This is a genomic window from Streptomyces sp. GbtcB6, assembly GCF_019091475.1.
Taxonomy (GTDB): domain Bacteria; phylum Actinomycetota; class Actinomycetes; order Streptomycetales; family Streptomycetaceae; genus Streptomyces; species Streptomyces hyaluromycini.
On record NZ_JAGXJL010000005.1, the window covers coordinates 382,317 to 397,848 of the forward strand.

A 15,532-nucleotide genomic window follows, 5' to 3' on the forward strand; every position below is an offset into this window, starting at 1 on the left:
TGTCAGCCGAAGAACACCGAGGAGATCTTGTTGTCGAAGCCGATCGACGCCAGGTCGGCGATGTCGCCCTGGACCACCTTGGACTCGCCCTTGCAGTTCTTCTCCGACCAGATCTTCAGGGCTCCGGAGGCCCGGAGGGAGGAGGCGGCGTCGTCGCGGGCGACGTTCTGGCAGCCGGAGCCGGCCAAGCCCTCGGAGGGGTCGCCGAAGTCGGTCTCGTCGGAGAGGACGACGCTGGTCGCGGCGGCCGTGCCGGTCCCGGTGGCGCCGGTGCCTCCCTGGCCCTGGACCCCGGCCTTCTTGCCGTCCGGCGTCACGCCGAACCAGGTGCCGCCCACGCCCTGCCCGTTGGTGTCGCCGGGCTTGAGGTCCTTGCTGAAGCGGTAGACGGGCCAGCCGCCGATCGTCACCTGGAGGTTGCCGTCGGCCCGCTTGACCACGCCGACGGCGGACTTGTCCACACCGTCGATGAAGATCTTGCCGCCGGGGGCGACGACGACGGGCGGCCAGGTGGTCGCGCATGCGTCGTTGCAGTTGGACTTGGACGGGTTCGCGGTGTCCTTGTCGAAGCGGTAGAGGGTGAAGCCCGCACCGTTGACGACGACCGGGTTCAGGTCCCCTGCCTTGGCCGCGCTCAGCTGCACCCACTTCTTGGCGGCCGGGGTCACCGCCGGCTTGCCGGCGGCGGGGGCCCAGTCTCCCGTCTTCGGGGTGGCGTTGTTCTGCTTCGCGGTGCCGTTGTCGAAGTGCAGGCTCTGCAGCGCGGCGCCGACGCCGTTCTTGGCCGCCGAGGCGGCGTCGGCGGCCTGGTTGGTGGCGTTGCAGGCGGTCAGCAGCAGGGACGCGGCGACTGCGGTGGCGGCCAGCGCGGCGATGCGGTTGCGGATCATGTCGGTCTCCCCGTGTCCGGTGCGACCCGGACCCCCGAGTCGTCACCGGCCAGTACGAGCCCTGGCCGGGCCGCCCTCACCCGGTGACGCGCCTGAGACATGACCACGACGACCCCGGGTCAATCAGTCAGAGAGGCGGACATTCTTCACCGGACGATCATCGCCCACGGCTCTTGTCTGACGAGGCGTCAGGCAAGACGATGGCTCCGGCAACGCTGATGTGACGGTCCATCAGATTCAGGAGGGTGTGTGTCCAACCAAGGCCTGCCGGACGGGCGTCCGGCGTACGGGATACAACTCCCCGTCCAGTCCCAGTCCACCATCTACGCCGAGGGCTGGGAGGCCGGGGCCGGGGTCGACGACCTCGTCGCGATCGCCCGGGCCGTCGAGAACGCGGGCTTCGCGTACCTCGCCGTCTGTGACCATGTGGCGATCCCGCGCCGGCTGGCGCCCGCCATGAGCACGGTCTGGTACGACCCGGTCGCCACCCTCGCCCATCTGGCCGCCGTGACCGAGCGGATACGGCTGCTCAGTCATGTCGCCGTCGTGGGCCTCAGGCACCCCCTCCTCTCCGCCAAGCAGTACGCGACCCTCGACCACCTCTCCGGCGGGCGGCTGATCCTCGGGGTCGGTGCCGGGCACGTGCGGGAGGAGTTCGAGGTGCTGGGGGTGGACTTCGGGCAGCGGGGGGCGGTGCTCGACGAGGCGGTCGACGCGTTGCGCGCCGCGCTCGGGCCGGATGAATTCCCCTCCCACCACGGCAAGTTCTACGACTTCGAGGGGCTCGGGCAGCGGCCCCGGCCCGCGCAGGAGCGGGTGCCGGTGTGGGTCGGCGGATCGTCGCCGGCCGCGGTCCGGCGGGCCGCGCTCAAGGGCGACGGCTGGCTGCCGCAGGGCGACCCGCGGGACCGGCTCCCGGCGCAGATCGCCCGCCTGCGGCGGCTGCGCGAGGAGGCCGGCATCGAGGAGCCGATCACCGTCGGCGCGATCACCGAACCGCTGTACGTCGGCGCGCCGGACTGGGCGGTCGGCCGGCGCACCCTCAGCGGTGCCCCCGAGGCCCTCGCCGAGTCGCTGCGGGCCTACGGCGAGATGGGCGTGCACCAGATCCAGGTGCGGTTCCGCAGTCGGAGCCGGGCCGAACTCATCGACCAGATCGAGGCGTTCGGGGCGGACGTCGCGCCCCGTCTCACCTGAGGGAGGCAGTGGCATGGGCAAGCTGGACGGGCGGGTCGTCATCGTCACCGGGGCGGCGCGCGGACAGGGCGAGCAGGAGGCGCGGCTCTTCAGGGAGGAGGGCGCGCGAGTCGTCGTGGCGGATGTGCTGGACGACCTGGGCGAGGCCCTCGCCAAGGAGATCGGGGCGGCCTACGTCCACCTGGACGTGGGCGTGGAGGCGGAGTGGCAGGCCGCCGTCGCCGCCGCGAAGAAGGCGTACGGCCGCCTCGACGGGCTGGTGAACAACGCGGGCATCCTGCGCTTCAACGCGCTCGTGGACACGCCCCTCGACGAGTTCATGCAGGTCGTGCAGGTCAACCAGGTGGGCTGTTTCCTGGGCATGAAGACGGTCGCGCCCGAACTGGACGACGGCGGGACCATCGTCAACACGGCCTCCTACACCGCGCTGACCGGGATGGCGGCGGTCGGCACCTACGCCGCCACCAAGCACGCGGTGCTCGGGCTCACCCGGGTCGCCGCGCTGGAACTCGCCCACCGGCGGATACGCGTCAACGCGATCTGCCCCGGCGCCATCGACACCGCGATGTCCAACCCGGCCCGGCTGGACCCGGCCGCCGACCCGGCGGAGATGAGCCGCGCGCTGGACGAGCTGTACCGCAAGCTCGTGCCGCTGGGCCGGATCGGGCGGGCGGAGGAGGTGGCGAAGCTGGCGCTCTTCCTGACCTCGGACGACTCGTCGTACATCACCGGACAGCCGTTCGTGATCGACGGGGGATGGCTGGCGGGGGTCAGTGTCATCTGACGGACCGTCATCTATTGACGTTTCTGACGCAACGTCAGAAAGTCGTAGGACTCATAAGGACCACAGGGACCACCTGGACTTGGGACGGTGAACCGCCTTGGAATTCGGGCTCTTTGTACAGGGATACGTGGGCAAGCGAGCCGAGACCGACCCGCTGGCCGAGCACAAGGCACTGATGGAGGAGACCGAGTACGTCATCCAGGCGGACAGGTCCGGCTTCAAGTACGCCTGGGCCTCCGAGCACCACTTCCTCGACGAGTACTCCCACCTGTCCGCCAACGACGTGTACCTGGGCTACCTGGCCCACGCCACCGAACGCATCCACCTCGGCTCCGGGATCTTCAACCCCCTCGCCCAGGTCAACCACCCCGTGAAGGTCGCCGAGAAGGTCGCCATGCTCGACCATCTCACCGGCAACCGCTTCGAGTTCGGCAGCGGACGCGGCGCCGGCTCCCACGAGATCCTCGGCTTCATCCCCGGTGTGACCGACATGAACTACACCAAGGAGATCTGGGAAGAGACCATCGCCGAGTTCCCCAAGATGTGGCTCCAGGACGAGTACGTCGGCTTCCAGGGCAAGCACTGGCAGCTGCCGCCGCGGAAGGTGCTGCCGAAGCCGTACGGCAAGTCGCACCCCGCGATGTGGTACGCGGCCGGGTCGCCGCCGTCGTACGCCATGGCCGCGAAGAAGGGGCTCGGCGTGCTGGGGTTCAGCATCCAGAAGGTCTCCGACATGGAGTGGGTGCTCGAGCAGTACAAGACGGCGATCGTGAACGCCGAGCCGGTCGGGGACTTCGTCAACGACAACGTCATGGTGACGACGACGGCGATCTGCGCGCCGACGCACGACGAGGCGATCCGCATCGCCGCGTCCGGTGGGCTGCACTATCTGCCGTCTCTGGTGTTCCGGTACCACGACACCTTCCCGCGGCCCGAGGGCTTCCCGGTGTGGCCGGAGACGCTGCCGGAGTACACGCCCGAGTTCGTCGAACTCCTCGTGGAGGAAGAGCTGTTGATCTGCGGGGATCCGGACGAGGTGCTGCGGCAGTGCAAGCGGTGGGAGCAGGCGGGGGCCGACCAGCTGAGCTTCGGGCTGCCGGTGGGGGTGCCGAAGGAGGAGACGCTGCAGACGATCCGGTTGATCGGGGAGCACGTGATTCCGAAGATCGACACGGATCCTGTGCACCGGACTACGCGGTTCCGGGAAGCCGCCTGAGGTTGTACGGCGGCCGCGGGTGTGTGGGGGCTGGTCGCGCAGTTCCCCGCGCCCCTTCAGGTGGGACGAGTCCCCTCAGTTGAAAAGGGAGCCCCATGCTTGATCACGTCATCAAGGGCGCGACCGTCGTCGACGGGACCGGCTCGCCCGCGTTCGTCGCCGACGTCGGCATCCGTGACGGCCGGATCGCCGTCATCGGCGCTGTCACCGAGGAGTCCCGTACCGTCGAGGACGCGGCCGGGCTCGTCCTCGCGCCCGGGTTCGTCGATCCGCACACGCACTACGACGCCCAGCTCTTCTGGGACCCGTATGCGACGCCTTCGTTGAATCACGGGGTGACCACGGTCGCCGCCGGGAACTGCGGGTTCACCCTCGCGCCCCTGAACCCGGGACGGCCCGCCGACGCCGACTACACCCGCCGCATGATGTCCAAGGTCGAGGGCATGTCGCTGGTCGCCCTGGAGGAGGGGGCGCCCTGGAGCTGGAACGGGTTCGGGGAGTACCTGGACGCCCTTGAGGGGCGGATCGCCGTCAACGCCGGGTTCATGGTGGGGCACTGTGCGCTGCGCCGGTACGTGATGGGTCCCGACGCGGTCGGCGGGCAGCCCAGTGAGGAGCAACTCGCCGAGATCGTACGGCTGTTGCACGAGGCCATGGACGCGGGCGCCTGGGGCTTCTCCACCACCCAGTCCAGCACCCACTCCGACGGGGACGGGCAGCCGGTGGCTTCGCGGCACGCGCTCCCCGCCGAGCTGCTGGCCCTCTCGAAGGCCGTCGGGGAGCACGAGGGGACGCAGATCGAGGCGATCGTCGCCGGGTGCCTCGACCAGTTCAGCGACGCCGAGATCGAACTGTTCGCCGAGATGAGCGCGGTGGCCGGACGGCCCCTGAACTGGAACGTCCTGACCGTAGACGCCGCCGTGCCCGAGCGGGTGCCCCGGCAGCTCCAGGCCAGCGAGCGGGCCCGGAAGGCGGGCGGCAGGGTGGTCGCGCTGACCATGCCGATCCTCACGCCCATGAACATGTCGCTCGGCACCTTCTGCGCGCTGAACCTCATCCCCGGGTGGGGGCCGGTCCTCGGGCTGCCGGTCCCGGAGCGGATCGAGAAGCTGCGCGATCCCGGGGTGCGCGCGGAGCTGCTGGAGCGCGCCCACTCCAAGGAGGCCGGTGTCTTCCGGCGGCTGGCGAACTTCGGGCGGTACGTCATCGGGGACACGTACAGCGAGGCGAACGCCGGGCTGTCGGGCCGGGTGGTACGTGACATAGCACAGGAGCGAGGCCAGGACCCCTTCCACACCCTGGTCGAGATCTGCGCCGCCGACGACCTCCGTACCGTCCTGTGGCCCATGCCCACCGACAACGACCCCGCATCCTGGGCGCTGCGCGCCGAGACCTGGCAGCACGAGGACGTGATGCTCGGCGGGTCGGACGCGGGGGCGCATCTGGACCGTATGTGCGGGGCGCCGTACACCACCCGCTTCATCGGTGACTGTCTGCGCGGCCGGAAGCTGCTCGGCCTGGAGCAGGCCGTGAAGATGCTGACCGACGATCCCGCCCGGCTCTTCGGGCTGCGGGAGCGGGGGCGGATCGCGGAGGGCTGGCATGCGGACCTCGTGCTCTTCGACCCGGAGCGGATCGCCGCCGGCCAGGCCACCCTGGTGCACGACCTGCCGGGAGACAGTCCGCGCCTGGACTCGAAGGCGATCGGGGTGCGGGCGGTCTGGGTCAACGGCGTCGAGGCCATCCGGGACGACGTGGTGAGCGGGGCCGTACCGGGGAAGGTGCTGCGGTCCGGGCGGGACACCAGGACGGTGAGCACCCGGTGAGCGAGGCGGCGGACGGGCAGCGGCTGTTCGTCGGGGGCCGGTGGGTGGACCCCGACGACGGGCACTACGAGGTCGTCGACCCGGCGACCGAGGAGACCGTGGGCTGGGCGCCGGAGGCCTCCCGGGAGCAGGTTCTGGCCGCCTGTGCGGCCGCCCGGGATGCCTTCGGGGCCTGGTCGCGGACGCCGGCGTGGGAGCGGGCGGCGGTGCTCGGCAGGGCCGCCAACATCATCCGCGGGCGGCTGGGCGAGTACGCGGAACTCGCCCGCGCCGAGACGGGCGCGACCACCGGTACCGCCCGGGCGATGCAGGTGGGGGTGGCCGCGGCCCGGTTCCGGCGGTACGCGACCGTCGAACCGGCCGAGTGGGCGATCCCGCCGCAGATCAACGAGGCCGGGCCGATGGGGAAGGCCTGTGTCATGGGCGCGCTGGCCGTGCGCCAGCCGGTCGGGGTGGTCAGCTGCATCACCTCGTACAACAACCCCTGGGCCAACCCGGCCGGCAAGGTCGCGCCGGCGCTGGCGATGGGCAACACGGTGGTCGTGAAGCCCGCCCCGCAGGACCCCCTCTCCGTCTATCGGATGGCGGAGGCGCTGGAGGCGGCCGGGGCGCCGCCGGGCGTGGTGAACGTCGTCTCCGGTCGCTCCACTGGCATCGGCGAGGCAGCCGTGGCCTCCCCCGACGTCGACATGGTGAGCTTCACCGGCTCCACGGCCGTCGGGCAGCGCATCGCCGAGGTGTGCGGGCGGGACATGAAACGCCAGTTGATGGAGCTGGGCGGTAAGGGCGCGGCGGTCGTCTTCGAGGACGCGGACGTCGGTTCGGCGGTGGCCGGGATCGGGACGACCTTCTCCTTCTACAGCGGGCAGATCTGTACGGCGCCCACCCGGGTGCTGGTGCAGCGCGGGCTGTACGACCGGCTGGTGGACGGACTGGCCGCGTATGCGGGCCGGTTGAAGGTGGGCGACCCGGCCGCGCCGGACACGGTGGTCGGGCCGCTGATCACCGCCGAGCACCGGGCGCGCGTCGAGTCGTACGTCGAACTCGGCAGGAAGGAGGGCGCGACGGTGGTGGTCGGCGGCGAACGCCCGCCGCTGGACCGGGGGTTCTACGTCCCTCCGACCCTCCTCGCCGACTGCACGAACGACATGCGGGTGGCCCGCGAGGAGATCTTCGGCCCGGTCGTCTCCGTCGTCCCCTTCGACGACGAGGAGGAGGGCATCGCCCTCGCCAACGACTCCGACTACGGCCTCATCGACTACGTCTGGTCGGGCGATGTGGCCCGCGCCTTCCGGGTGGCGCGGCGGCTGCGGGCGGGCGGCGTCGGGATCAACACCGTAGGCCGGAACATGGAGGCGCCGTTCGGGGGCTTCAAGAGGAGCGGGGTCGGCCGGGACGTGGGGTCCTACGCCCTGCACGCCTACAGCGAGGTGCAGGCGATCGTCTGGCCGGGGTGAGGTGTCAACGAGGGCTGCTCGCTTGCCCTTTGGGGATCCGGGAGGCGTCCCGTGCGGGCAGGGATCGGGTAATCGGCTCCGGAGGCGGTGGCGGATCCGTAGCGTCCGGACCTGACAAGGGGGACGGCCGGTTTCCGGATCGTCGATGTCCGGCCGCTCCCTTCCCAGAACACGCACGGAATCCTTGGAGACCACTCCATGAAGCACGCCAAGAGAATCGCTCTGACCACCACGGCCGTCGCCGTCGCGGCCGCCGCCACCCTGCTCGGCACGACGGCTGTCCAGGCCGCGTCCGCGAAGCCCGCCGCCCTCCCGGCCGTCCACGCCCCCGCCGCGCTCGCCGTGCCCGACGGCAACAAGCTGACCGGCGTCTACTCCGCGCACGGCGTGCAGACCTACACCTGCACCGACGGCGCCTGGAAGCTCCTGGAGCCCGCCGCCACCCTCTCCGACAAGCGGGACCGCGCCCACCGCCCGGTCGCCCTGCACTCCCGTGGCCCGGTCTGGGTCTCCACGGTCGACGGCAGCGCCGTCAACGCCACGGCGGCCGTCACCTCCCCCAAGGAGGGCACCATCCCCGAGCTGCTCCTGAAGGCCACGGCCACCCGCGGCGCCGGGACGTTCGAGGGCGTCACCTACGTCCAGCGCCTGGACACGGAGGGCGGCGTGGCCCCGGCGGCGGCGTGCACGGGCACGGACCAGATCTCGGTGCCGTACTCGGCGACGTACGCGTTCTACAAGGCGACCGCGTAAGTCCTAGTCGCTGAGATCGACCCGGATCGTCAGCAGCTGCGTCCCCAGTGCCTTCACGGCCATGCTGTTGCCCTTGGGCAGGGTGCGCAGCCGGGCGACCGGGTCGTCGTCGGGCAGCAGGTGGGCGGTGCCGTGGTGCCACCGCCCGCCGAGCCGCACCCGCACCCGCGGGTCGGCCTGGATGTTCCGCACGTACTGGGACTTCGTCCCGAACTCCGACACCAGCCAGAAACTCTCCCCGACCCGCCTGCCGCCCAGCGGGGTGCGCCGGGGCTCCCCGGAGACCCGCCCCGTGGTCTCCAGCAGGGTCTGGAAGGGGAGCAGCCGGGTCAAGGGGTTGGCGACGTGCCGCTGGAAGGCGGTGGTGGCACGGAATCTGCGATCGGACATGGTTCCTCGGCTCTCTCTTCTGCCGTACTTCGGCGCCGGTGTCCCCTTCAATGTCTCTTACCCTTCCCCCGACAAGAGACGGTGGGCCCGTGCGGATTGTGACCCGGAACCTGTGGTGGCGCTTCGGGCCCTGGGCCGAGCGGCAGCCGGTCGTCTCCGCGTGGCCGTATGGGACACCGTCCGGGGAGCCCCAACAGTGCGATGATCGGCCAGTGGGCATAGCCATGAACACAACGCTTTTCATCACCGCCTTCTTCTGCATCGGCGCGGGCATCACCGTCGCCACGACGTCCTGGACGTTTCCCTGGTTGGCGGGCAAGGTGTACCGGCCTCGGCTGTGGGGTGCCGGGTACGCCCTGTTCGGCGTCGTCGTCCTCTACCACGCCGTAGTCGAACTGGTGCATGCCAACCCGACGGTGGACCTGGTGATGACGGTCGTGACGACGGTGACGGCCCTTGCCGGCCTGGGGATGATGTGGTCCGCTCAGCGGGTCGGTCACGGGACGCGGGCGCCCCGTACCGGGCCCGGCGCCACCGACTAGCGGGGCTCGCCCTGCCTGTCGAGGACGGCCAGCTCTTCCTCGGTCAGTCGCAGGGCGCCCGCGGCGATGTTCTCCGCGAGGTGTGCCGGGTTCGCGGTGCCGGGAATGGCCAGCACGTGCGGACCTCGGTGGAGGGTCCAGGCGAGCCGTACCTGGGCCGGCGTGGCGTTGTGGGCGCGGGCCACGGAGTGGACGCCTGCGTCGTGCTCCTGGTCTGCGGCTGCCTCGCGCCGCAGGCCGGAGACCGCGAAGAACGGGACGAAGGCGATGCCCTGGTCCCGGCACAGGTCCACCATCCCGGTCTCGTCGGCGCGGCGCCAGTCCAGGCCGTAGGAGTTCTGTACGCAGACCACGGGCGCGATCTTCTGGGCCTCGGCCACGTGCTCGGGCAGGACAGCGGAGAGCCCGAGGTGCCGGATCAGACCGGCCTCGCGCAGCTCGGCGAGGGCGCCGAAGTGCTCGGCGACCGAGGCCGTGCGGGGGCCGCCGGCGCGCAGGTTCACCACGTCCAGGTGGTCCCTGCCGAGCTGCCGCAGGTTCTCCTCGACCTGGCCACGCAACTGGTCGGGGCGGACCGCGTAGAGCCACTCCCCGGAGGGATCGCGCCCCGGGCCCACCTTGGTCACCACGACCACGTCGCCGGACCAGGACGAGAGGGCGCGGTTGATGAGCTCGTTCGCGGACCGCAGCGGCGAGAAGTAGAAGGCGGCCGTGTCGACGTGGTTCACCCCCTGCTCGAACGCGCTGTGCAGCAGGCCGACGGCCACATCGCGGTCGATCGGCGCGCCGTCGGAGTTCCCCATCATCCCGTTGCCCGTCAGCCGCATCGCGCCGTAGCCGATGCGGTTGACCTCCAGATCCCCGAGCATCCAGGTCCCTGCTGCCGCCGCTGCGCTCACCGTGCTCCTTCGCCTGTCGGTTGGTCAGGTCCTGGAGTATGGGCCGGTCGCGGCCTGCTGCGACAGGTCGAACGGTGGGGCGGAACGTCACACTTCTATCGGGAACCAACCTTCAGCGCACGGCCGTTGGAACTGTCGAGAGCGCGACGCGCAGGGGGCCACGACCTACCTGTCCGTGGGACCGGCCGGGAAGCTCGGCTGACGCATCACCGCTCCGCCCGCCCCAGGAAGATCGGGTTCGTCAGCGCCGCCAGGGCGCCGGGGACGGGGCCCGCTGCCGTCTCGTGGCGGATCTCCGCGCGGACGTACGCCGCGTACGACGGGGTCGTCTGCCACTCCACCGTGCCCGAGCCGGCCACCGGCAGTGGGTCGCTGGTGAGGAGGACGCCCTGGTCGGTGACGAAGCGGACCGTGCAGCGGGGGACGCCGGAGGCCTCCAGGCGGACGGTCACCGGGGTGTCGGGGGCGACGGCGAGGCGTTCGCCGATGCCCGCCCGTTCGCCGCGGCCGCCCGTCGCCGTGAAGGCCAGCGTCACGTTCTTCGACTCGGCGATGTAGGAGCGGCCCGCGCGCAGGCCCTCCTGGATGGCCTCGCGGGACAGGTCGTCGGCGAGGACGACCGTCTGGGGTGAGCCGACGGCGTCCGGGTCGCGGTGCGCGTCGCTGTTGCCCATGCCCGGGAGCCACTGCCGGTTGTCGCGCACCGAGGCGACCAGGGTGGCGTCCCAGGCGGAGAGGGCCACCTCGTCGTCGGGGGTGTAGGGGCCGTTCCACACCTCGACCGCGTCCGCCTCCCCGAAGCCGAACTTCCAGGCGCAGCCGACGCACGTGGCGTGCGGATGGGCCGGTACGACCAGACCGCCGGCCTTGTGGATCTGGTGGGCGAAGTGACCGAAGCGGTTGTCGCGGGCCCGGTAGCGCCAGTCGACGAAGGTCCCGGGCTCCGTGCCGAGGGCGACGACATGGCCGTTGCGGGTGGTGACCTCCTCGCCGAGCATGATCAGCAGGTCGTCGCCGGCCTGGTCCGCCCAGTGCGGGTGCGAGGAGTGGGTGTTGTGGTCGGAGGAGTTGATGAAGTCCAGGCCGGCGGCGCGGGCGAGGGCCGCGATCTCGGCCGGGGTGCGGCGGCCGTCGGAGTACCAGGAGTGCAGGTGGCAGTCGCCGCGGTACCAGTCGCGACCGCGGCCCTTGGCCCGGGAGGGCGGGTAGACCGGGCGGACGGGGGTGCCGGGTTCGCCGTAGGTGAGGGTGATCGTGAGCTCGTACGACAGGCCCTGCGGGGCCACCGTGTACGGGCCGAGGGCGATGTGCCAGGTGCCGGCGCCGACCGGGCCGGGGATGTAGCCGGGGGTCGCGTCGTCGGCGCGGACGAAGAACTCCGTGCGGGCGCCGCCCGACCAGCCCCGGAAGCCCTTGCCGCCCAGCTCGGTGCCGTGCTGGTCGAAGATGCCGATGTCGAGCGCGTTGCCCGTGGTGCCGGCCGGGACGCTCGGCCTGTCGTAGGTGTAGGAGACCTTGATCTCCCGTACGCCGGTGGGCACTTCGACCGGTACGTACACGAAGTCCGGGGAGCCGGGCGGCAGGGTGCCGCGTACCGTCGCCGTCTCCTGAGTCCCCTGGTCCTGACCGTCCGCCGCTGCGAAGCTCACGGGTCCCAACGTAAGGGCTGCCGCGGCGCCCGTCACGAACAGCGCGCGTCTGCCGATGCCGTGCGTGTCCTCACACATACCGCTCACTCTCCCCACTCGACGTGAACTCCCCCGGAACCCGGAAGGACAGGGAATCCACAGGCGTCCGTATGTCATGTGCATAGCCGTGTGAAAGGCGCGACATGTGATGCCGACCAGTCGGTATGGACAGATCGAGCCACCCCCGGTACAGATGGGGCATGCGCATAGCCGTCACGATCTTCCTCACCGACGAGACCATCGCCCCCGTCCGGCTCGCCCGTGAGCTGGAGGCACGAGGGTTCGCCGGGCTGTACCTGCCCGAGCACACGCACATTCCGGTCGAGCGGACCACCCCGTACCCGGCGGGCGGCGACCTGCCCCGCGAGTACGGCCGTACCCTCGACCCCTTCGTCGCCCTCGGCCAGGCCGCCGCCGTCACCGAGGGCCTCGGCCTCGGCACCGGCATCACCCTGGTCGCCCAGCACGACCCGATCGACCTGGCCAAGCAGATCGCCACCCTCGACCACCTGTCCGGCGGTCGCTTCACCCTCGGTGTCGGCTTCGGCTGGAACGTCGAGGAGGCCGCGGACCACGGAGTGCGGTGGCGCGACCGGCGGGAGCTCGGCCGGGACCGGATGGCGTTGATGCGGGCGCTGTGGGCGGAGGAACCGACCGCCTACGAGGGGGAGTTCGGGAGCGTACGGGCGTCGTCCGCGTATCCCAAGCCCGTCCAGAAGCCGCGCGGGCCGGTCGCCGGTCCCCGCACGCTGATCGGCGGGGCCGCCGGGCCGAAGCTGTTCGCGCACATCGCGGAGTACGCCGACGGGTGGCTGCCGATCGGGGGACGCGGGCTGACCGAGTCGCTGCCGGTGCTCCGCTCGGTGTGGGCGGACGCCGGGCGCGACCCGGCGGCGCTTCAGGTGGTGCCGTACGCCGTCTTCCCGAGCGCCGGCAAGCTCGCGCACTACGCCGAGCTGGGCATCGAGGAGGTCGTGGTGCAGTTGCCTCCGGCGGGGGAGGCGGAGGTGTTGGGGGTGCTCGACGCGTACGGGGAGTACCTGTGAGGGCGGTTGCGCCGCGTTGCCGGGTGCGGGCGCGTCGTGGCTGGTCGCGCAGTTCCCCGCGCCCCTAAAAGCAAAAGAAGGGGCGCTGCAGTGCGCCCCTTCAGGGGCGCGGGGAACTGCGCGAGCAACCACTCCCCACCCGCACCCGGCAATGCACCAGCAGCCCCCGAGGCCACCCCCGCCCCGGCTGAACCGGCGGAGTCCCTCCGTATGCTCAAAGAATGACGACTTCCGCGACCTCCGGAACCGGCCCCACCGAGAACTCCATGCGTCGCGCCCTCAAACGCGCCCGGGACGGCGTCGCCCTCGACGTCTCCGAGGCCGCCGTCCTGCTCCAGGCGCGCGGCGAGGCCCTGGACGACCTTGCCGCGTCCGCCGCCCGGGTCCGTGACGCCGGTCTGGAAGAGGCCGGCCGGCCCGGTGTCATCACGTACTCGAAGAGCGTCTTCATCCCCCTCACCCGCCTGTGCCGCGACAAGTGCCACTACTGCACGTTCGTCACCGTCCCCGGAAAGCTCCGCCGGGCCGGGCACGGGATGTTCATGTCCCCGGACGAGGTCCTCGACGTCGCCCGCAAGGGTGCGGCCCTCGGCTGCAAGGAAGCCCTGATCACCCTCGGCGACAAGCCCGAGGACCGCTGGCCGGAGGCGCGCGAGTGGCTCGACGCGCACGGTTACGACGACACGATCGCCTATGTCCGGGCCATCTCCGTCCGGATTCTGGAGGAGACCGGCCTGCTGCCGCATCTCAACCCCGGTGTGATGTCCTGGACCGACTTCCAGCGGCTCAAGCCGGTCGCCCCGTCGATGGGCATGATGCTGGAGACGACCGCCACCCGGCTGTGGTCGGAGCCCGGCGGCCCGCACCACGGCTCCCCGGACAAGGAACCCGCCGTCCGGCTGCGGGTCCTTGAGGACGCCGGCCGCTCCTCCGTGCCGTTCACTTCGGGGATCCTGATCGGCATCGGTGAGACGTACGAGGAACGCGCCGAGTCCCTCTTCGCGCTGCGGCGCGTGGCCCGGTCGTACCACGGCGTCCAGGAACTGATCATCCAGAACTTCCGCGCCAAGCCGGACACGGCGATGCGCGGCATGCCGGACGCCGAACTGGACGAGCTGGTGGCGGCCGTCGCGGTGGCGCGGCTGGTGATGGGACCGGCGGGCAACATCCAGGCGCCGCCCAACCTGGTCGACAGCGAGTACGAGCGGCTGATCGGCGCCGGTATCGACGACTGGGGCGGGGTGTCCCCGCTCACCATCGACCACGTCAACCCCGAGCGCCCCTGGCCGCAGATCGAGGAGCTGGCGCGGAAGTCGGCCGCGGCAGGCTTCGAACTGCGGGAACGTCTCTGCGTGTACCCGGAGTTCGTCCGTCGCGGCGAGCCCTGGCTGGACCCGCGGCTGCGCCCGCACGTGGCCGCGCTGGCGGATCCGGAGACGGGCCTCGCGGTGCCTGACGCGGTGGTCGAGGGGCATCCCTGGCAGGAGCCGGAGGAGGTCTTCGTCGCCTCCGGCCGCACGGATCTGCATGTCTCCATCGACGTCGAGGGCCGTACGACCGACCGGCGTGACGACTTCGACGAGGTGTACGGCGACTGGGGCGCGCTGCGGGAGGCGGCCGCCCCCGGGATGGCGCCGGAGCGGATCGACACGGACGTGCGCGCGGCCCTGGCGACCGCGGCCGACGACCCGACGAAGCTGACGGACGCCGAGGCCCTCGCCCTGTTCCACGCGGACGGCCCGGCGCTGGACGCGCTGACCAGGATCGCCGACGACGTACGGAAGTCCGCGGTCGGCGACGACGTCACCTACATCGTCACCCGCAACATCAACTTCACCAACGTCTGCTACACCGGCTGCCGCTTCTGCGCCTTCGCGCAACGACGCACGGACGCGGACGCCTACACCCTCTCCCTGGACCAGGTCGCCGACCGGGCCCAGCAGGCGTGGGAGGTCGGCGCGGTCGAGGTCTGCATGCAGGGCGGCATCCATCCCGACCTGCCCGGCACCGCGTACTTCGACATCGCGAAGGCGGTCAAGGAGCGCGTCCCCGGCATGCACGTGCACGCCTTCTCCCCGATGGAGGTGGTGAACGGCGCGACCCGCACCGGCATGTCGATCCGGGAGTGGCTCACGGCGGCGAAGGAAGCGGGCCTGGACACCGTCCCCGGGACGGCCGCCGAGATCCTGGACGACGAGGTGCGGTGGGTGCTGACGAAGGGCAAGCTGCCCGCCGCCACCTGGATCGAGGTGATCACCACCGCGCACGAGGTGGGCATCCGCTCCTCCTCCACCATGATGTACGGCCATGTCGACCAGCCCCGCCACTGGCTGGGCCACCTCCGCACGCTGGCCGGCATCCAGCAGCGCACGGGCGGCTTCACGGAGTTCGTGACGCTGCCCTTCATCCACACCAACGCGCCCGTCTACCTGGCGGGCATCTCGCGTCCGGGCCCGACGATGCGCGACAACCGGGCGGTGACGGCGATGGCCCGTCTCCTCCTGCACCCCTACATCCCGAACATCCAGACAAGCTGGGTGAAACTGGGCGCGGAGGGTGCTGCGGAGATGCTCCGCTCGGGCGCCAACGACCTCGGCGGCACCCTGATGGAGGAGACGATCTCGCGGATGGCGGGCTCGTCGTACGGCTCGTACAAGTCGGTCCGGGACCTGATCGCCGTGGCGGAGGCGGCGGGGCGTCCGGCGAAGCCCCGTACGACGCTGTACGGCGAGGTGCCGGAGGAACGGCAGCGGGCGGCGGAGGCCTCCGACGGGCACCTGCCGGAGCTGCTGCCGGTGCTGGACTGAGCCGTCGGGCGGGCGGGCAGCGCACAGTACGATGATC

The 15,532-nt window shown here is 71.3% G+C and carries 13 protein-coding genes; 9 read left to right on the plus strand and 4 right to left on the minus strand.

What is annotated here, in order from left to right; genetic code table 11:
* Positions 1–2: 2 nt before the first annotated feature.
* Positions 3–890, minus strand: coding sequence for a hypothetical protein (locus KVT45_RS12145; protein WP_217546739.1), 888 nt, complete (start codon positions 888–890; stop codon positions 3–5).
* A gap of 249 nt (positions 891–1,139) precedes the next feature.
* Here KVT45_RS12145 and KVT45_RS12150 point away from each other — a divergent pair, with 249 nt between their 5' ends.
* The 6 genes from KVT45_RS12150 (at position 1,140) to KVT45_RS12175 (ending at position 8,123) form a co-directional block, all read left to right on the plus strand.
* On the plus strand, positions 1,140–2,087 hold the full coding sequence (locus tag KVT45_RS12150; RefSeq protein ID WP_308310708.1) for an LLM class F420-dependent oxidoreductase: 948 nt from the start codon (positions 1,140–1,142) through the stop codon (positions 2,085–2,087).
* Positions 2,088–2,100: 13 nt separating this feature from the next.
* On the plus strand, positions 2,101–2,871 hold the full coding sequence (locus KVT45_RS12155; protein ID WP_217546741.1) for an SDR family NAD(P)-dependent oxidoreductase: 771 nt from the start codon (positions 2,101–2,103) through the stop codon (positions 2,869–2,871).
* A 97-nt stretch (positions 2,872–2,968) separates the two neighbouring features.
* Positions 2,969–4,087 (plus strand): LLM class flavin-dependent oxidoreductase, encoded by a 1,119-nt coding sequence (locus KVT45_RS12160; RefSeq protein WP_217546742.1) that lies wholly within the window; start codon positions 2,969–2,971, stop codon positions 4,085–4,087.
* A gap of 95 nt (positions 4,088–4,182) precedes the next feature.
* Positions 4,183–5,913 (plus strand): amidohydrolase family protein, encoded by a 1,731-nt coding sequence (locus tag KVT45_RS12165; RefSeq protein WP_217546744.1) that lies wholly within the window; start codon positions 4,183–4,185, stop codon positions 5,911–5,913.
* Positions 5,910–7,370: an aldehyde dehydrogenase family protein gene (locus KVT45_RS12170; RefSeq protein ID WP_217546746.1), complete on the plus strand. Its 1,461-nt coding sequence runs from the start codon at positions 5,910–5,912 to the stop codon at positions 7,368–7,370. Before KVT45_RS12165 ends, KVT45_RS12170 begins: the two co-directional genes overlap by 4 nt.
* Positions 7,371–7,568: 198 nt before the next feature.
* Positions 7,569–8,123: a DUF3455 domain-containing protein gene (locus tag KVT45_RS12175; RefSeq protein ID WP_217546748.1), complete on the plus strand. Its 555-nt coding sequence runs from the start codon at positions 7,569–7,571 to the stop codon at positions 8,121–8,123.
* Between the two features lie 3 nt (positions 8,124–8,126).
* Here the strand turns inward: KVT45_RS12175 and KVT45_RS12180 are convergent, their stop codons facing one another.
* Positions 8,127–8,513, minus strand: coding sequence for a nitroreductase/quinone reductase family protein (locus KVT45_RS12180; RefSeq protein WP_217546750.1), 387 nt, complete (start codon positions 8,511–8,513; stop codon positions 8,127–8,129).
* Positions 8,514–8,737: 224 nt separating this feature from the next.
* On the opposite strand from KVT45_RS12180, the gene KVT45_RS12185 reads away from it, so the two are divergent.
* Positions 8,738–9,055, plus strand: a complete 318-nt coding sequence (locus KVT45_RS12185) for a hypothetical protein (RefSeq protein ID WP_217546751.1) — start codon at positions 8,738–8,740, stop codon at positions 9,053–9,055.
* On the opposite strand, the gene KVT45_RS12190 is transcribed toward KVT45_RS12185, so the two are convergent.
* Positions 9,052–9,954: an oxidoreductase gene (locus KVT45_RS12190; protein ID WP_217546753.1), complete on the minus strand. Its 903-nt coding sequence runs from the start codon at positions 9,952–9,954 to the stop codon at positions 9,052–9,054. The genes KVT45_RS12185 and KVT45_RS12190 overlap by 4 nt on opposite strands.
* A 206-nt stretch (positions 9,955–10,160) precedes the next feature.
* On the minus strand, positions 10,161–11,681 hold the full coding sequence (locus tag KVT45_RS12195) for a CehA/McbA family metallohydrolase (RefSeq protein ID WP_217546755.1): 1,521 nt from the start codon (positions 11,679–11,681) through the stop codon (positions 10,161–10,163).
* A 161-nt stretch (positions 11,682–11,842) separates the two neighbouring features.
* Here KVT45_RS12195 and KVT45_RS12200 point away from each other — a divergent pair, with 161 nt between their 5' ends.
* Both KVT45_RS12200 and KVT45_RS12205 read left to right on the plus strand, forming a co-directional pair.
* On the plus strand, positions 11,843–12,688 hold the full coding sequence (locus KVT45_RS12200; protein ID WP_217546756.1) for an LLM class F420-dependent oxidoreductase: 846 nt from the start codon (positions 11,843–11,845) through the stop codon (positions 12,686–12,688).
* A gap of 221 nt (positions 12,689–12,909) precedes the next feature.
* Positions 12,910–15,495 (plus strand): bifunctional FO biosynthesis protein CofGH, encoded by a 2,586-nt coding sequence (locus tag KVT45_RS12205; RefSeq protein ID WP_217546758.1) that lies wholly within the window; start codon positions 12,910–12,912, stop codon positions 15,493–15,495.
* Positions 15,496–15,532 lie beyond the last annotated feature (37 nt).